Here is an 18,172-nt window from a genome sequence, read left to right as displayed (position 1 = left end):
TTATTCCTCCTCAAAAATATTTTTTACCACGCTTGCAACAACTGAGCTATCAGACGCTAAAAATATTTTCTTTTGTTTTTTTGCGTAAACATTGTATTTTTTTTCATCCATATTTTTTATTATATTTATTAATTCTTTTTCTTCAAAAAACGGTCCATCTAAAAAAATTTCTTCATAACCATCATACAAACCTCTATTTTCAGAATATTCTTTGAAGTCATAAGCATATGAAAAATATGGATTACCAGTAATTAAATAATCGAGTATTATGCTTGAATAATCTGACACTAAAATATCTGATATTAATATAAGATCATTAATATAAGGATATTTAAAAGCATTAAATACAAAATTACTCTCTTTAGGGATATTTAGAAGTTCTGATACCTCGTAGTGCGCTGTTACCAATAAAACATAATCTTCAGATAATTCTTTTTCCCACAGAGCAAAGTCGAATGGTATAGATAAATAATTAGCATATTTTGAATCTTTTTTATACTCTCTAAAAGTTGGTGCATATAATATCACCTTTTTATCTAATGGCACATTTAACTTCATTTTTAATCTTTCGATTTTTTCAGAATCTCTATCCTCAAATAATTCATCATTTCTTGGTAATCCCAGATTATGTAATACAGATTCATCAACATTCCAAGCATGTTTTAATATTGAAATTTCTTTATCTGTTCCTTGAATAAATATTTTTTCAAATTTTTCATCGAAACCTCCAAATGAGGTATTTTCTGGACTTAAATCGAAACCTATTTTTTTTATTCCAGCTGTTCCATGTGAAAAGAATATATTCTTTGTTTTCTTTTGTTTAAATTTTAAACCTCTTGCACAACTTGAATTAGTTATCCAATATCCGGATTGAAGAGCTTTTATAAAATAAGAAATTGTGTCTATTTTTACTATTTCGTCTTCAGAAACATTTTCTAAGTTTTCCTCCACATTATCAAAAGCCCATACATATTTATAATCATCATAATTACCAGATTTTTTCATGTACTCATAAACAAAACGTGGGCTATCATCGTATCTTTTCCCACCATATACAACAAATAATATTTGTTTTGGTCGAACTTTAATAAAAAGACCGAATATTTTTAATATTAAACTAAATACAACATGATAGCATTTATAAAAGGTTTTATTACTTTTAAGAAAATTTTTTATTAAGTTTTTCATTTATATCATTCCCTTTGCAACCTATTAAAAACTCTAATGAAAAAAATAGAAAGGTAGTCTTATTAATATATTTTCTTCATAATATCCTTAACTACATTTTTATCGTATTTAAATGCCATCTTATGACTATTAATTTCAAATTGTTTTTTTAATTCAGGTTTTTCATAAATATTTTGTATATCAGTAACCATCTTATCTACATTATTTATTTCAGAAAGATAACCATTATAATCATTAATTACCAAGTCTTTATTTCCTCTACAATTAGATGCTACTATTGGTTTTGAACTTGCTAATCCTTCAATAATATTTACAGGTAATCCCTCTCTTTTAGAAGCAGATACTAGTATATCAGATAAAGCAATCAACTCTGGTATATCTTCTCTATAACCAAGTATTTTCACATTATCATATATATTTAATTCTTTAATTCTTTTTTTTAATTCTATTTCAGCAGAACCTTTTCCTACCAATAACAACCTTACTTCAGGAATTGTTTTTTTTAATGATTTTGTTACCTCAAGTAAATGATTTTGATTTTTATTGCTATTCAGTTCTCCTATACATATCAATATATAATCATTTTTATTCAAACCTAATTCTTGATATTTAGAATCATCAAAGTCTATATTATTAAATTTATCTACATCTACTCCTATTCCTGGAATAGCAACTACTTTTGTATTTTTAAATTTTTTTTCTGCCAACAAATAATCTTCTTTATTTATTGTAATTAAAACATCTGTATGCTTAGAAAATATTTTTTCGATTGGGTAAAATATCAGCCAATTTTTTAGAGGAGCTCCTTCATAAAAATGAAATCCGTGTGCAGTATAAACTACTTTACTTTTTTTGTTCCTAAAAACGATTCGTCCTATTATTCCACCCACTGGTGAATGCAGATGAACTAATGTGTATTCATTCTCTGCAATTTTACTTAATTGTTTTTTGGCTAATAAAAAATATTGGAAATCCATAGGGCTTCTAGCAAAATCTACTTGAAAACATTTTACATTTAACTTTTCCAAATCTCTTTTTAATTCATCAGATTTTTCTAAACTTATATTTCCTGGTTCATTAAAATTTGTTGCTACATGGACTTCGTATCCAAGTTGTTTTAAAATCACTATGTTTTCCATATTAAATTGTTGTATCATTGATGCCACAGATGACACAATTAAGGCCTTTTTCATTTAAAACATTCCGTTTCTTTTATACTTGAATATAAATTTATAAATTCACACTCTAATACATTTTTTTCATAAACCAAATTTCCAAATGCTTTATTTGTTAAATTACCAATTCTACCTGGTATATAACTTAACAAATAAATACTCCAATTCATAAATTTAAACAATCTTATTTTTTTTGTATGTGCACCGGCAATTTCTCTAACCATGTAACTAGTTCTTACATACTCATTATTTTGCGGACAATAAATACCAGTTAATAGTTTTCCATCAATCATTTTTTTTACAAAAATCATCAAATTTCCAACAAATAGCATAGATCTCTCATTAGGTATATCTGGAAAAAATGGAAGTTTAAGCGCTAACTTCCTTAACTGTGGATAATTTCCTTTACTCTTTGGTCCATAGATCATTGGCGGACGGACAATACACACTTGAAAATTATTATCTGCCAACGGCTGTATTTTTAATTCAGCCTGTAGCTTGCTATCTCCATAAAAATTTGATGGATTTGGTTTTGTATTTTTTGTAATAACTCTCTTTTTTCTAATACTCACATTATCTCCGTAAACTATAATAGAACTCATATAGATAAATTGTGAAAAAGCATCTTTTCGATCTTCTTTATATTTTTTTGCAACCTCATAAGTCAAATCTCTATTTACTTTATAATATAATTCTTGTTGTTCTTTTGTTACTTTACCAACATCTGCGTGAGCAATTCCGGCAACATGATAAATAGCATCATATAAAGAAAAATCTTTTTGTTTCCATTCATCGTCTCTAACTGAAATAGTGTCTACTAAGTAATCATCTTGATATTGTTTCATAAATGTACCAAAAGAAGTGCCGATGTAACTATTTTCACCTGTAATTAAAATTCTCTTCACTGACTTACTACTCCTTTTCTACACTTTCTTTTGTTCCTGTTCCACCTTCTAAAACACCATCAGATTTAAACACTGAAACAATTGTTCCAAAGAAACATTTTACATCCATTGAAAAACTCTCTTTGTCGACATAGTAACCATCTAATTGAGCCTTGTATTCAATTTCTAATTCGTCACGACCGTTAATTTGAGCCCATCCTGTCAATCCTGGACGAATATCATTTGCTCCATATTTATCTCGTTCTGCTATTAAATCATCTTGATTCCATAGAGCAGGTCTTGGACCAATGATAGCCATATCACCTTTTAAGATATTGAATAATTGTGGTAATTCATCTAAGCTTGTTTTTCTAAGAAATTTTCCAACTTTAGTAATAAAATAATCTGGATTATCCAACAAATGTGTTGGCATTTCTTTAGGTGTATCAATTCTCATTGTTCTAAATTTATAAATATTAAATGTTTCTTTATTTTTTGCAATACGCTTTTGCTTAAAAATCACTGGACCCTTTGAATCTAATTTAATCGCTATAACTAAAATTAAGAAAACTGGTGATAACACGATAATTCCAATTAAAGAGAGTACAAAGTCTATTACTCTCTTCAAACCATTTTTATACATATTTACTCCTCACTTGATAAATTGGCAAAACCAATTAACTCTCTTGATAATGATTCTTCATCATTTGGTAAGCTATTTACTTTTTCAATAACTTCATCATAAGTAAAGCCGTTCACATTTCCTACAAAAATTTTATCGTGAACTTGTTCTTTAGATATTTCTTTATCTACTAATAATTCTTCATACAATTTTTCGCCAGGTCTAATGCCAGTCTCAATAATGGCCACTTCATTTTCAGTGTAACCACTTAACTTAATAATCTTCTTAGCTAAATCATATATTTTAACAGGTTCTCCCATGTCTAATATAAAGATTTCTCCACCTTTTGCTAATGAACCGGATTGGATTACCAAACGGCTTGCTTCTGGAATTGTCATAAAGTATCTGGTCATTCTAAAATCGGTAACCGTTAATGGTCCGCCTTTAGCTACTTGCTCTTTAAACAAAGGAACAACACTGCCTCGGCTTCCTAACACATTACCAAATCGAACAGCTGAAAACTTAGTTGTTCCTTTGCCATTAAGCCCTGTTACAATCATTTCAGCAATCCGTTTTGTAGCCCCCATAACATTTGGCGGTTTAACTGCTTTGTCTGTTGAAATCATCACAAAAGATTTTACGTCATTTGCTAAAGATGCCTCGGCTACATTCTTAGTGCCATAGATATTATTTTTTAATGCTTCCGTTGGATTATACTGCATTAACGGTACATGTTTGTGTGCTGCTGCATGATAGACAATATCAGGTCTGTGTTGCGCCATGACTTCAAATATTCGACTTGCATCTCTAATATCCGCAATTACAGGGACTATCTCTGTATTTTTTTTACTAAATTTTTGGCGAAGTTCTTTCTCAATTAAATAAATCGAATTTTCCCCATGTCCCAATAATAAAATTTTGCTTGGTGAGAACTCCATTATTTGGCGACAAATCTCAGAACCTATTGAACCACCTGCTCCAGTCACCATAATAACTTTATTAGTCAATTGATTTTGAATAACTTCCATGTCTAGTTTAACTTCTTCTCGACCTAATAAATCAACTACATCAATTTCTCTAAGTTTTGTTACCTCAACTTGTCCTGTTGCTAATTCTTCAATAGAAGGAATTGAAAATATCTTTACGTCTAAAGGATTGGTTATATCAAGTAATCGTTCATACTCAGAAGCAGTCATAGATGGAATAGCTACAGTTAAAACTTCCACTTGATAGTCCTTAACTAGCTTAGGTAAATCTTCAATGTTACCTAATACCTTTTTACCTGATAAGACTGTTTTGTATTTATTTACATCATCATCTATAAATCCTTTTATTTCTAAATGAGATTTATCCGTACTTTTCTTTAGTGTATTATAAAGAAATTCTCCTGCATCTCCTGCACCGATGATAAACGCATTTTGCATTTCAATTTCTTCTTTCACATTATTTGTCTTATGCTCTACTAAAACTCGCCAAATAATGCGACTACTCATAATTAACAATAGGGTTAAAAAATAGGAAGATATCGTTTGAGCTAAGTCTGCAAAATCACTTTTTAACACACTAAAAAAAACAAATTCCAATCCACTTGATAATGTTACTGCCGCAAAAATTGATATTAGAGAATTGATACTTGTATAACGATTAATACGATTAAACACATTAAATATGAAGCCAAACAAGATATATAGTGTCCACTGGAGGACCAGTGCGTACACCATATATCTTCTTGAAACTGGCATTATCGAATTTAAATAAATATTACTTAATAAACTAGCAAAAACAATGATTAAAGAATCAATGCTCAATATTATTGCCATTTTTGTTTTTCTACTCATTTAACACAACCACCTAACCAAACAATTTAAACTTTTTTTTGTACTCTTCATGCGGCAAGATAGTTGTTTTTTCCCCATTTACAATATCCTTAACCGTTTGCTTAAAGTATTGACACTTTTCGTCACCAAATTCTTTCTCTAACTTATCGTATGCTTCCTTTGTAAAGAAACTACGATGTCCCGTGCTATGAGCATCTGAAGCTAACATATGAACCAAATTATGTTCAATCATCACTTTAGATACTTTTTGGATTTCTTTCCCAAATTGGCCTGTGTAGCTTGCACAAGTTACTTGACCCAAGCATCCCATTTCTATGAAGGGAATCATTAAATTCGGGTTTTTCATGATTTGTCCATTTCTTTCTGGATGGACAATAACCGGTTTGTAACCATTCGTACATAGATCAAACAATACACGATGTGCATACAAAGGAACTTCACTAGATGGAAATTCAATCAAAATATACGTATCATCTAAATCAGTAAACAAGATCTCATTTTGTGCTACTCTTTTTAATAAATCATGAGATATTCTTACTTCTTGTCCCTCGTACAAGGTTAAAGGAATCTTTTTTTCATCCAAAACAGTTTGTAATTCAGATACACACGGAATTACTTGATCTTTTTTATTCATGTACACTCCGTTATTATGATGGGGTGTACAAAGAATATGTGTAATGCCTTCTGATACAGCTAGTTCAGCCATAGCCAATGAATCTTCAATGGTTTGGGCACCATCATCGATGCCTGGTAAAATGTGACAATGTATATCGACAAGCATTTATTATTTCCCCTTTAACTCTTAGCTATAATAATAGCTGTAATCCTGACTTTGATTTTCGCCTACATAAACAGTTCCTAATACATCTGAATCAACTTGTTGTATTAATTTTACTGCTCTTTCTAGTCCCGCTTTTTCTGTTTTGCCTTCACGAACTACTAACACAGCACCATCTACTTGTGATGCAATTAATTGAGCATCTGTTACTGTAGTAATTGGCGGAACGTCAAAGATAATAAAATCATATTGACTTTTTAATATTGTCATTACTTTACGCATACGTGCTGATGATAATAGCTCTGATGGATTAGGTGAAATTGGTCCACTCGGAAGTAAACTTAAGTTATGAACATCACTCTCTTGAATGACATCTCCTAAAGACATACGACGAACACTTAACAAACTGCTTAATCCCTTGGTATTATCAATGTCAAAACTTCGATGAACGGTTGGTCTTCTTAAATCCGCATCCACTAATAATGTTTTAATACCAGATTGAGCAAAAACCACTGCTAAATTAGCAGATGTTGTTGACTTACCTTCTGCTGGACCTGATGAGGTTACAATTACGCTTTGTGTTTTACTCTCAGCTTTTGAATAAATAATATTGGTGCGAATCGTTCTGTATTGCTCCGAAATTGGAGACAAGGGATCAACAATCGTGAATAACGTTGCTGCCTCAGGATTTAATAAATGATTTTTATATTTTTTAGCCATTTTTGAGCTCCTCTTTATAATAGTTCACTTCTTTATCTTTTACGTCTACTATCTGGTTTCTTTGATAATATATCAGCTTCATTTTCCAAGTTAGTTAGGTCTATTTTAGTAATATTAAGCTCTGACAAGTCAATCGTTTCTTCTAAATTTACATCTTTTCTCAAACTTGATAAGTCTGCTTCTAAACCATCAACCTCGTCATCTAAATCAAACTCATAATGATCATTTGAACCTTCAATAGTTGAATTAGCATCTTCTAAAGCAGCCCACTGTTTCTTGCGGACTTCGTTAATACTTTTATCATCCATTAATGGTATACTTCCTAAAATCGGAATATTCAATTGATCTGACATGTAATCAATCGATTTCACTGTACGATTGAACAATTGGCTTAATAACGATAATCCAATACCAATAATTAAACCTAAAACTCCTCCAATTGCTAAATTTATTTTTTTATTTGGAGACACTGGACTCGTTGGTGTTTCAGCTTTAGATATGACGGACACTTTATCTGCATCTGTATACTCTTTAGCTTCTTTTTTAAAAATATCAGAAACTACATTTGCAACCGTAGCTGCTTCTTCTGGATTTTCAGAAGTTACAACAATCGAAAACATTTGTGATTGTTGCGTTTGTTCAACTGCAATCATATTTTTAATATCATCTGCTGTACCTTTAAATCCATGTTCTTCTTCTAATTTTTCTCTAGCTGTTTCTGTTACAACTCTTCCTTTGATAAAATCTTTATAAGTATTAATCATCATTAAGTTACTATTAATACTATCAGTATTTGCATTTGTATTATCTTTACTCTGAGAAGTTGCAATCAACTGTGATGTCGCACTATACTTCGGTGTGATTACCATAAATGTAATTAAAGCTGACAACCCAACCCCAATAAAAAACATTGATAAAATCAATACAGCTTTTTTCTTTAATAACGTAATTATCTCCTGTAAACTAATTGTCTCTTCCATTTGTTCCTCCAAATTGTTAACTTTTTAATATTTTTTTGATTCATTGCTAACTTTATTTATTACCATATTCCTTGAGTGCTTTCGCAATTCGTTTACTTGCTAAGCCATCTCCATAAGGATTTCCTTTTGTACTCAAGGACTTATAATACCTTGTATCCTCCATCAAGTCTTTTACGGCGTTTAAAATAGTTTGTGTATTAGTTCCAACTAATTTTAAAATGCCTGTTTCTAGGCCTTCTGGACGTTCTGTTACGTCTCGTAAAACCAATACTGGTTTTCCTAAAGACGGTGCTTCTTCTTGGATGCCACCTGAGTCACTCATAATAAAGTAACTTTCTTTCATACAATTATGAAAATCTATCACATCCATCGGCTCAACTAAATGAATTCGCTCTTGCTTTTCAAACATCTCCTCAGCTAATTTCTTCACATTCGGATTTGGATGAACGGGATAAATGACCTCAATATCCTCATATGTTTCAACCATATCAACGACAGCTTTGAAAATGTTTCTCATTGGCTCACCAAAATTTTCTCTCCTGTGACAAGTTAAAAGAATTTTTTTACTATCCTTTTTCAATTCTTTAGTCACTGGATGAGTAAATCCATGTAGAGTTGTTTCACTTAGCGCATCTACCACTGTGTTTCCTGTAACAATTATTTTAGCTTCGTCAATGTTTGATGCCAGTAGATTTTTTTTACTCAGCTCGGTTGGAGCAAAGTATAAATCACTTAAGCAATCCGTCATCTGCCGATTCATTTCTTCTGGGTACGGTGCGTATTTATCCCATGTTCTAAGACCTGCTTCTACGTGTCCTATACTTATTTGATGATAAAAGGCTCCTAGACTTGCGACAAATGAAGTCGTTGTGTCTCCGTGAACCAAAATAATGTCTGGCCTTTCTTCAGCCAAAATAGGATCTAATTTCTCTAACACGCGACTCGTGATTTGAGATAGCGTCTGATTAGGTAACATTATATCCAAATCATAATCTGGTTTTATCTTAAAAACAGATAAGACTTGATCTAGCATCTCTCTTTGTTGAGCTGTAATCACTACAATTGATTCAAACTCAGGGCTTTTTTCCAGCTCTTTTACAACTGGTGCCATCTTGATGGCTTCTGGCCTTGTTCCAAAGATGCTCATGATTTTCTTCTTATTCATCCTGTCACTTAGCTCCTTTATTATTCAGCATAAAAAAGGAGTGCTCCAGACACTCCACTCTATAATATAGCTATCCAAACAAATATTCAATATATTTTTTGTTAAAACGTTATAATATTCGATAAAATAAAAACAAAATTGGTTTTAGACCTCTGTTTGTTAGATTCTTCTCACATATTATTAACTTTTCAACTTAATTACCGAAAAATGTCAAAATACTCACTATTTTAATTTATAGAGCTGCTTATTTTTACTAACTTACATTTTACAATAAATCATAGAACATTTGAAGAGCTAGTTTGTTGTATTTATAAGCATCAAATGTTTTAAAACTGTGTTTCCCATTAATTAACTCTTCGATTGCCTCATTTACCCCTGCTGCATCATTGCTTTTTGCTAGTACACCATACTCTCCGTCTTCTAATACCTTCCTACAAGCCGGAATATCGGTTGACATACATTTCATTCCTAATGTTAAGGCTTCTAAAAGGACCATTGATTGACCTTCATAGAGTGATGTTAAAGCAAATACATCACAGTGCTTCATAAAAGCAAAAGGATTATAGATTTGACCTAAAAGAGTAACTTCTTTTTCTAACGATAATTCTTTGATTTTTTCTTCCAAGTGATTTTTTTCAGGGCCTGAGCCAATAATATACAAATGACTTTCCGAATTTTTTTCTTGGAATAAAGCAAAAGCTTCAATCAATGTCACTTGATTCTTTTCTTGAGACAAGCGACCCGTTGTTACGATATTTGTCTTCTCTTTATCTGGAAATGGTACTAACTCATCTTCTGCATTTAAGATTCCATCTAGTGGTTCAGCATGGGTTAACTCTTTTTCAACCCATAATTCTTTTTCTTCCCACTGAACTAACACAAACTCTCGGCTTAGTGATGTTTTCATCTCTTTGATGGCAATTGCTTTAGGTAATGCTTTTGCTAGAGTCATATTTCCTGCTAGGCATTCTTCTTTAGAAGCGTAAACAGGTACTTCTTGTCTTAAGAATGTTACTTCGTCATAAACTTCTTTTTCAAAGATAATCATTTCATCTACAATCGGAGATAAAATCAATTCTTCAAATTGAATCCACTGTGTTTTTCCTGACTCATCTAATGTTTCAAACCAACGGCCATTAGCTGTCGTGCAAAGTGAATTGACATAAATTAAAGTTACAACGCCTAGGTCTTGATGTGACTCTAACACTTTAGGTTGTGCGTAACCTTTAACTGAATGAGTTGTACTATTAGTAAAGTAACCTTCAATGACCTCTTTTTTCAGTGGTCGATACTGAACATTTTTGATTGTCTGCCTGCGCTCCAAATGATTAATTGTTAAAGTTAATCTTCTTAAAGCTTTGATTTTCATTGGTGGATGATTATCTTTAGTCCAATTTAGTTTCCTTGAGTAAGTCATCTTACTTTTTGGTAACCAACCTAGCTCTTTTCCACCTAATTTAATTTTGACAGATGTCTCTTCTTGAGTGATGACCTCTTCTTCAATTGGAAGGTAGATATTTTTTAAACCACCTGCATTTGAAAGAGGATAGCTTGTTTCTAATCCAATTGGTTCTGTTTGAAGGTAATCACTGCCTCGTGTATTAATTTTTGCAAAGTAACTTACCTCATTTTTAGCTAAAACTTTAGTTGGCTCAACTTCAACCTCATCACCTTTAATCCAACCGACGTAAGCTCCATTTTGAGTAAATTTATAATAATCTTCTTCGTTATAAGTAAATTTCCCTAAAAGATTAATTTTCGACTCATCAAAACGTCTTGTCTGACGATTTCCTAAAACCATATCTGGTCTTGAGGTACGGATAATATGGTCTTCTTTTGGATGAATCAAGTGTGCATCTCTAAAGAACATCTCTGTCTCCAATACGTCTTCTTTTTCAGCTTCTTGTTTTTTCCCTAATATCTTGTCAGGATCAATTGTGTTAACTGCATAAGTGAACTTTTCAGGCGCTGCATATTTCGCTAACTTCTCTTGATTCACTTCTTTAATGGCTTCTGATACAGAGACAAGCTCATCGTAACGGTGGTAAGCACTGAATATGCCTTGCAAGTTCATTTTATGAATTTTTCTACCGTTTACTTCACGCTCTTTGTCTTGCATCATATCACTGTGCAAGTAGCACACATACTTATCAGCTTTAGCTCCTAAGATGTATTTGCTCCAGTTTAAGCTATAACCACTAAAGTCAATTGCCACGTCAAATCGTTGTCCACCTAAAAGACGTCTAACTTCTCTTTCATAGATATCTTGTGGGTATTTATCTTCTTTTCCTTTTTTGACCCCGTGCATATGAATATGCAAATCTTGGTATCTTTCTTTCACTGTATAGTTGGCTATATCAAACCTAAAAAGGAAAGAAACATTCTCTGGTAAGAAAGAAACATTTTTAACTTGATCTGCTGTTCCGATATTGTCTAAGAAACAAACCACATCATACTCATCAAAATCGATATTTTGAAGTAAGTTGATAAAACTACTTGTAATCCCATTACTTCTCATCCCGCCTGGATAGATTAGTAATCGTTTTTTGATACTTGTTGGTTCAATGACTTTTACTTGAGGTAATTTTTCCTTTTTAAAGATAATATCCACTAAACGCTCTGTTACGTGTCCATCATCATACGGTGTAAATCTCTCTTTGAACGTTGCGTAGTTTTCTTTGTAGATTTCTTTTTGCTCATCCATCGTTTCTAACTTTAGGATAAGTTCTTCTATATTAAAGGCAACTGGTCCAGGTAACTCTTCGTACTCAAAATACTTACCTCGTTTATTGGAATATAAATCATCATCCCAACAATAGAAGAATATTGGTTTATCAGTTACTAGGTAATCAAAGAAGATACTTGAGTAATCTGTTACTAAACAATCCACAATCCCTAATAAGAGGTTGGTATCTATAATGTCTGGTATCAAGTAAGGGACAAGCTCTGGATAACTCTTAGCCTCTTCGTAAAGGAATGGATGGACTTTAATCAAGACATTATACGTTTCACCAAATTTTTCTCGGACTAAACTCATTTCATGATGGATTTGAGCCACTTCGTTTTTAGAAGCAGATAAGTTACCACCTTTCCAAGTAGGGGTATAAAGTAAAATTTGTTTACTTAAATCAATCTCAACTTGAAACTCAAACAATGTTTTTAACAAGTGATCCACATTATCTTTGTAGGTTTGATCAATCCTTGGATACCCATCTTCAATGATTTGTCCCATGTAATTGTCATGTAGTCGATAACTTTTAACAAACATGTCTGTGGTGTGTTGATTCGGACTGATTAAATAATCTGCCATAAAGAAGTTACGTACCACGTTTTTAGCATCTGCCGGATTTCCCGGAATATCAAATCCCATGGTTTTTAGCGGCGTTCCGTGCCAAGTATTGATATAAGTTTGCTCTTTTTTGATTGTTACAAAAGGTTGAAACGTCGAGTTATTAATTAAGTACTCTGCTTTTGTGAGCCATTTTAAGTAATCATTAGAGTTTCTAACAACAAACTGGACGTTGCTTCTATCTTTATATGTTGCCATTACTTTTTCTAATTCAGCACTTGGTGTCACTACCCAAACATGGGTGTAATCTAAATTTTTATCAGTCTTTAATAAATACTCAAAAATAGCAAAAGGAGAGTCTGTTAAGGATTTTCCGTCTCTACTTTCGTATAAAATTGTATTTTTTTCAACTGATTCTGATAAATAATACTTCGTGTATTGATCTATCGTTTTTTTATGATAAGAAATTTTTGGTAAGATGGCTGGTCCTACCAACCTCATTCCTTTACTTACTAATCCCATGGTTTAATCCTTTCTCTTACTAACTATTGCATCTGACACTTTTTTAGCCGCTTGATTTGTTTCAAGCTGTGTAAATTTGGTTTTAAATGCTTCATATGTTGAAGGTTTTATACTTTCTGAATTTTCTTCCCACTGATGTAGCTCTTCAAGTAATTCATGTTTTGTTTTTACTAATTTCCCTGGAACAGTTTCTTCCATTGGAAAATAAAAACCGCGCATCTCTTCTTCGTAATTTTTTTGATCTGGTATAAAGAAAAGCATCGGTTGATTCGTTATCGCAAAATCAAAGAAACAAGAGGAGTAATCCGTTATTAGGAGGTCTGCCACTGCTAATAAATCACTCATATCATAACCTGTTGAGACATTAATAACTTTTCCAGCATACTTAGAAAAATCAAATTGTTGCGCTACTAAGTAATGCATCCTTACTAATAAAATAGCTTCTTCGCCAAACTGCTCCACTACTTCATCAAAAGGAAATTCTGTTGTAAAAGCATACTTTCCTTTTTCTCGATTTTCCGTTTCACGCCAGGTTGGTGCATATAGCACTAATTTTTTATCTACTGGAAAATGATGTTTAATTTTTAACGTTTGCTCAATTGTTTTCTCTTGTGCTTTTTGAACTAACACATCATTTCTTGGATAACCTACTTCTAACATGTTCCCGTGATAATCAAAGGCTTGTTTGAAAATACGTGTACAATATTCATTGGGTGACACCAGATAGTCCCATCTTTTAGATTCGTCAGAAAAAGATTGGTCATACGTTTCTTTTGTATAACCTGGTATATTCACTTGAGAAATGTCACGTCCGATTTTCTTCAATGGTGTTCCATGCCACGTTTGAATATAAGTCGTTTTTTTATTCTTAGCTAACCAAAGCGGCGTTCTTGTATTAATGACCCAAGCGCCTGCTCTTGGCATCGTCAAAAACCATTTAAGAGAAAAGCGTAATACATAAGAAACCTTTTCTTCACGAAAAGGTTCCTCACTTCCCTTGTTCACGCCCCATACAAGGGTGTACTCAGGATATTCATCTCTCATCCATTCAAAAACAGCTCTTGGATTATCACTGTACTGCGAACCATGAAAGCTTTCAAAATAGATAATTTGGTCATTATGAAAGAAGCCAATCAATTTAAATAGTTGTTTAATCGCTGATTCAACGAGACCCTTCATGTCTGTGCTCCTTTAATCTTAAATAAAGTCAACAAATCGTGCTCTAAATTTCATATGGATATGAGAGCCGACAATAAGTAGGAACATGACAACTAACCAGAAAAAGATCGTTTGTGTTCCTTTTTCCCAGAACCATCCCTTCGAAAGGAATGAGTCTCTAAAACCATCAATAATGTAATAAATTGGATTTAACTCTAATAATCTAATAAACCATCTGTGGCTTGTTCCTCTAAACATTGTTTTAAAGTTCCAAATTGGACCTGAAATGTAGAATAATAATCTCAAAATAGATTGAAGCATAATATGGTAATCTCTTACTAAAACTGTAATCGTCGAGTTTAAAACACCAAAGGCGAATAAAAAGGCAATCATACAGATAAAGTAATAGATATACTGTAACCAATAAATAGTTGGGGAAATGCCAAAACCAAACATCGTTCCCATTAGAAGAATCATCATCGCACGGTAGCTAACAAAGTTACTGGTAATATTCACTAATGGTAAAATACTCACAGGGAACTTCATCTTAGATACCATACCAACTTGGCGGTAAATACTATTAGAACCACCTAAGATGGAGCTGTTGATAAAGAACCAAGCAATGATCCCGATTAACATCCAAACAATATAAGGAACCCCATCTGCTTTACGACCTTGGTTTACACCAAGTCCAAATACTAGATAATAAATCCCAATTTGAATGGCAGGATTTAGAAACTGCCAAATAAGTCCAAGATAGTGACTTTGATAGGTTGCTTTTTCTTCGTATTTAGAAATACGTCGAATAATCCCAAAATTATTGATTTGCTCTAAAATTATTGTTTTTACGTCATTCACGTTTAAAACTCTCCTTAATGTTCCCCATTTTTCCGATTCCAGCTAAGTGCTTTTAAGACAAAGACTGGTAGTTGAAAAATTCGGTAAAATCTTTTCGGGTTAGCGCATGAGCGATATAACCACTCTAGATTTGTTTTAATAAAAAACTCAGGTGCTCGTTTAACTGTGCCACTAATGACATCTAAACTTCCGCCAACAGTTTGATAGACAATCGCATTTAATACAGATAGATTGTTTTGTAGCCATTCTTCTTGTTTCGGGCTACCCATTGCAACAAAAACCATATCTGTCTGAGCTTGATTCATTTTACTAACAATATCATGGTCACTCATTTTCGTGTAACCATCAATCCAACCTGCCACCGTTAGATTTGGAAAATCTCTTGCAATATTTTCTGAAGCGCGTTGTGCCACTTCTGGTTTTGCGCCTAATAAAAAGATTCTCTTTTTGTGTTCGTTAGCAAAATGAAGCACTTCATGCATCACTTCAATTCCTGCGACTCTTGTTTTAATCTGGCCTTTGGTCCATTTTGAAACCTTAACTAAGCCAATGCCATCAGGAATTTTATGGGTTGAATTTTTAACAAATTCCTTAACCTTTTCGTTTTGTTCTGCCATCAATAAAATCTGAGGGTTCACACTCGTTAAAGTCATTTTTTTATTTTCTTCAAAATAAGTCAGTAAATCACGTTTGATATCTGACATGGTTAAAATATCGACGGGAACGCCTAAGATATCTTCTTGTTTATAGCTCATGTATTTCCATCCATTTTCTCTGCAATCTTCTCTAGCAGTCTTTTTGTAGCCTGTCCATCATTGTATGTATTCCATATTTTATTGAAGTGAGATAAATCTTGTTGTTGACTCTTAATTTCAGCAACCACTTCTTCAATGGAGTGACATACCTGACTTGGTAAGCTTTCTTTTATATTTGGTTGAAGCCCTGTTTCTTTTATGTAACGAGCTTCATCGTACCAATAAAATATCAGCTTACCTGCTGGATTAATCAAACTATAATCAAAAGCAACAGACGAATAATCTGTTATTAAGATATCAGCCTCAAGTAAGAGCTTATCTGCTGATTCATCACTTTTAACTAGTTCAATCTGACTAGATGTTTTTATCAATTCCTCTTGAGTTATCTCCTCATGAGGATGTGTTTTTATTTTCAGATAATACGTGTCATCTAAACTCTCCACCAATTTTACCATATCATCTGTTAAGTGTTGATTCTTTTCCTGACGATAGGTTGGTAAATAGAGTATTTTCGTCTGAGTAGATTCAGTATTCTTTTCTTTTACTTCCTTTAGTAGATAGTCAGTTCTTGGAAAACCCGTGTAACAAATGTTGGATTCCTTCACACCATAGCTTCTAATGAAGACCTCACCCATTTTTTTTGACCCAACAACAAAGTAATCAAAGCTATTGTAAACACGCTTAAATCGTTCTTGATCACTCTTAGATCGCGCTTTACTTTTGACATCTTCCAAACCAAATTGTTTAATCGCTCCAGTAGCATGCCAGATTTGAAAGAAACTCTGACTCTCTTGCTTTTCTATATCACCTAGAAAAGCAAAATAATTGTCTGCTAGAACTACTTGACTCTCACTAACAGCCTGCACTGTTTCTCTTAAACCACTAAAGCTATCAATCAAGTGAATTTCAATGCCTAGTTCTTTTAATACTAGTGCTTCACTTGCCATATTTTTCGTATAGCAAACAACAACAGGGTATTTTTCGTTTAACTCTTCAATTAAACCATGATTGTTGTTTGGAAAACTCAATAAATAAACCACTTGTTGTTTCAATTCTTTCGAGTGACTTTTTCTAGAGAGCTTATTTACATAAGCTGAATAGATATTTTTTAACTGACTAACTAGAAAGTTTTTCATGGTCATCTATTCCAAGAGTACTTGCTTGAATCAACGTTGTTTCGCTAGTTGCCACTTGGCTTGTTTCATCTGCTTTAGCTAAAATAGATGAGAAGGCACGACCACTTAAGTGGAGATAACCAAATAACATCATTGAAAGTAGCATTGCCACTAAAAGAAGCTTCGTTAAGATTGACATCTTCCCAATAGCAGGTCCCTTTAGAGCCGCTTCATCATGGTTTCTTTCCATAGCAATTTTCTTTAATTCTTCTTCATTGAATTCAACTTGTTTTACCTTATAGTCTTCTTGGTATTTTTTCTTATCTGCTGCACTTTGTTTTCTAAACCATTTAATAAAATCATTATAATGTTCTACTACTTCTTTTGTTTCACCATATTCCCTTAGCTCACCGTAATGAATCCAAGCTACTTTGTCACATAACTTTTCAATTTGTGATAATGAATGGGAAACGAAGAAGATTGTTTTACCTTCTGATTTGAATTTCAAAATACGTTCCACACATTTTTGATAGAAAGTATCATCCCCAACAGAAAGAGCCTCATCAATGATTAAAACATCTGGATTGTTATGCACGGCAATCGCAAAACCTAATCGAGAGCGCATCCCACTTGAGTAATTTTTTACAGGTTGATCAATAAAATCGCCCAAGTCAGCAAATGCTTTAATATCTTCCATCATGTCGTCAATTTGTTCATTGGTAAATCCACTCATCAAACATTTTAATCGAATATTTTCTTTTCCAGTTAATTGAGGTTTTAACCCTGCCCCAATCGCAATTATTGAGGTTTCTCCGTCGATCATCATTTGTCCTGTCGTTTGCGGAATTATCCCTGCTAGGATATTAGAAAGAGTTGATTTACCTGAACCATTAATCCCGATTAGACCAACTGCTTCTCCTGCATAGACTTTTAAATCAATACCTTTGAGTCCCCAAAAATGAGGAACACTTTTTTCAGAAAATTTAAAGAGTGCTTTAATTTTGTCTGATTTTTTCTTATATAGATCATATTCTTTTGTGATCATTGTTAATTGAACTTTTACATTCTCTTCTTGTTTCAAAGTTGTCTCATCCTATCTTTGTATCATTGAAACCTCATAGAGAT

General features: G+C 32.7%; 15 protein-coding genes. All 15 read right to left on the bottom strand.

Going from position 1 to position 18,172, the window contains the following annotated elements; all coding sequences use genetic code 11:
* A complete protein-coding gene (locus H9L18_RS03880; RefSeq protein WP_126790848.1) occupies positions 1–1,188 on the bottom strand; it encodes a CDP-glycerol glycerophosphotransferase family protein in 1,188 nt (395 codons plus the stop codon).
* A gap of 62 nt (positions 1,189–1,250) precedes the next feature.
* A complete protein-coding gene (locus H9L18_RS03875; protein ID WP_126790850.1) occupies positions 1,251–2,381 on the bottom strand; it encodes a glycosyltransferase family 4 protein in 1,131 nt (376 codons plus the stop codon).
* Complete coding sequence (locus H9L18_RS03870; RefSeq protein ID WP_126790852.1) at positions 2,378–3,268, bottom strand: NAD-dependent epimerase/dehydratase family protein; 891 nt, start codon at positions 3,266–3,268, stop codon at positions 2,378–2,380. The genes H9L18_RS03875 and H9L18_RS03870 overlap by 4 nt, the downstream gene beginning before the upstream one ends.
* Before the next feature lie 7 nt (positions 3,269–3,275).
* Positions 3,276–3,890: a sugar transferase gene (locus tag H9L18_RS03865; protein WP_126790854.1), complete on the bottom strand. Its 615-nt coding sequence runs from the start codon at positions 3,888–3,890 to the stop codon at positions 3,276–3,278.
* A 2-nt stretch (positions 3,891–3,892) separates the two neighbouring features.
* Positions 3,893–5,707, bottom strand: a complete 1,815-nt coding sequence (locus H9L18_RS03860) for a polysaccharide biosynthesis protein (protein ID WP_126790856.1) — start codon at positions 5,705–5,707, stop codon at positions 3,893–3,895.
* A gap of 13 nt (positions 5,708–5,720) precedes the next feature.
* Positions 5,721–6,488, bottom strand: coding sequence for a tyrosine-protein phosphatase (locus H9L18_RS03855; protein WP_126790858.1), 768 nt, complete (start codon positions 6,486–6,488; stop codon positions 5,721–5,723).
* A 21-nt stretch (positions 6,489–6,509) separates the two neighbouring features.
* Positions 6,510–7,205, bottom strand: a complete 696-nt coding sequence (locus H9L18_RS03850; protein ID WP_126790860.1) for a CpsD/CapB family tyrosine-protein kinase — start codon at positions 7,203–7,205, stop codon at positions 6,510–6,512.
* Positions 7,206–7,237: 32 nt separating this feature from the next.
* A complete protein-coding gene (locus H9L18_RS03845) occupies positions 7,238–8,185 on the bottom strand; it encodes a YveK family protein (RefSeq protein WP_126790862.1) in 948 nt (315 codons plus the stop codon).
* Between the two features lie 52 nt (positions 8,186–8,237).
* Positions 8,238–9,350 (bottom strand): non-hydrolyzing UDP-N-acetylglucosamine 2-epimerase, encoded by a 1,113-nt coding sequence (gene wecB / locus H9L18_RS03840; RefSeq protein ID WP_126790864.1) that lies wholly within the window; start codon positions 9,348–9,350, stop codon positions 8,238–8,240.
* Positions 9,351–9,615: 265 nt separating this feature from the next.
* Positions 9,616–13,161, bottom strand: coding sequence for a CDP-glycerol glycerophosphotransferase family protein (locus H9L18_RS03835; protein WP_126790866.1), 3,546 nt, complete (start codon positions 13,159–13,161; stop codon positions 9,616–9,618).
* A 3-nt stretch (positions 13,162–13,164) separates the two neighbouring features.
* The gene (locus tag H9L18_RS03830) at positions 13,165–14,340 is read right to left on the bottom strand and encodes a CDP-glycerol glycerophosphotransferase family protein (RefSeq protein ID WP_126790868.1); all 1,176 of its coding nucleotides are present in this window, start codon (positions 14,338–14,340) and stop codon (positions 13,165–13,167) included.
* 18 nt (positions 14,341–14,358) lie between these two features.
* A complete protein-coding gene (locus tag H9L18_RS03825; protein WP_126790870.1) occupies positions 14,359–15,177 on the bottom strand; it encodes an ABC transporter permease in 819 nt (272 codons plus the stop codon).
* Positions 15,178–15,191: 14 nt separating this feature from the next.
* Positions 15,192–15,932, bottom strand: a complete 741-nt coding sequence (locus tag H9L18_RS03820) for a WecB/TagA/CpsF family glycosyltransferase (protein ID WP_126790872.1) — start codon at positions 15,930–15,932, stop codon at positions 15,192–15,194.
* The gene (locus H9L18_RS03815) at positions 15,929–17,068 is read right to left on the bottom strand and encodes a CDP-glycerol glycerophosphotransferase family protein (RefSeq protein ID WP_185847373.1); all 1,140 of its coding nucleotides are present in this window, start codon (positions 17,066–17,068) and stop codon (positions 15,929–15,931) included. The genes H9L18_RS03820 and H9L18_RS03815 overlap by 4 nt, the downstream gene beginning before the upstream one ends.
* Positions 17,049–18,092, bottom strand: coding sequence for an ABC transporter ATP-binding protein (locus H9L18_RS03810; RefSeq protein ID WP_126791313.1), 1,044 nt, complete (start codon positions 18,090–18,092; stop codon positions 17,049–17,051). The genes H9L18_RS03815 and H9L18_RS03810 overlap by 20 nt, the downstream gene beginning before the upstream one ends.
* Positions 18,093–18,172 lie beyond the last annotated feature (80 nt).

Source organism: Vagococcus carniphilus (genome assembly GCF_014397115.1).
Classification (GTDB): domain Bacteria; phylum Bacillota; class Bacilli; order Lactobacillales; family Vagococcaceae; genus Vagococcus; species Vagococcus carniphilus.
The sequence above is the reverse complement of the archived record's forward strand: the minus strand, read 5'-3'. Positions and strand labels throughout refer to the sequence as shown.

Excerpts from the sequence above, each read along its gene's own strand:
- H9L18_RS03855 (WP_126790858.1), bottom strand. The coding sequence starts at position 6,488 with ATGCTTGTCGATATACATTGTCACATTTTACCAGGCATCGATGATGGT.
- H9L18_RS03850 (WP_126790860.1), bottom strand. The coding sequence starts at position 7,205 with ATGGCTAAAAAATATAAAAATCATTTATTAAATCCTGAGGCAGCAACG.
- H9L18_RS03820 (WP_126790872.1), bottom strand. The coding sequence starts at position 15,932 with ATGAGCTATAAACAAGAAGATATCTTAGGCGTTCCCGTCGATATTTTA.
- H9L18_RS03845 (WP_126790862.1), bottom strand. The coding sequence starts at position 8,185 with ATGGAAGAGACAATTAGTTTACAGGAGATAATTACGTTATTAAAGAAA.
- H9L18_RS03830 (WP_126790868.1), bottom strand. The coding sequence starts at position 14,340 with ATGAAGGGTCTCGTTGAATCAGCGATTAAACAACTATTTAAATTGATT.
- H9L18_RS03880 (WP_126790848.1), bottom strand. The coding sequence starts at position 1,188 with ATGAAAAACTTAATAAAAAATTTTCTTAAAAGTAATAAAACCTTTTAT.
- wecB (WP_126790864.1), bottom strand. The coding sequence starts at position 9,350 with ATGAATAAGAAGAAAATCATGAGCATCTTTGGAACAAGGCCAGAAGCC.
- H9L18_RS03875 (WP_126790850.1), bottom strand. The coding sequence starts at position 2,381 with ATGAAAAAGGCCTTAATTGTGTCATCTGTGGCATCAATGATACAACAA.
- H9L18_RS03865 (WP_126790854.1), bottom strand. The coding sequence starts at position 3,890 with ATGTATAAAAATGGTTTGAAGAGAGTAATAGACTTTGTACTCTCTTTA.
- H9L18_RS03815 (WP_185847373.1), bottom strand. The coding sequence starts at position 17,068 with ATGAAAAACTTTCTAGTTAGTCAGTTAAAAAATATCTATTCAGCTTAT.
- H9L18_RS03810 (WP_126791313.1), bottom strand. The coding sequence starts at position 18,092 with ATGATCACAAAAGAATATGATCTATATAAGAAAAAATCAGACAAAATT.
- H9L18_RS03835 (WP_126790866.1), bottom strand. The coding sequence starts at position 13,161 with ATGGGATTAGTAAGTAAAGGAATGAGGTTGGTAGGACCAGCCATCTTA.
- H9L18_RS03860 (WP_126790856.1), bottom strand. The coding sequence starts at position 5,707 with ATGAGTAGAAAAACAAAAATGGCAATAATATTGAGCATTGATTCTTTA.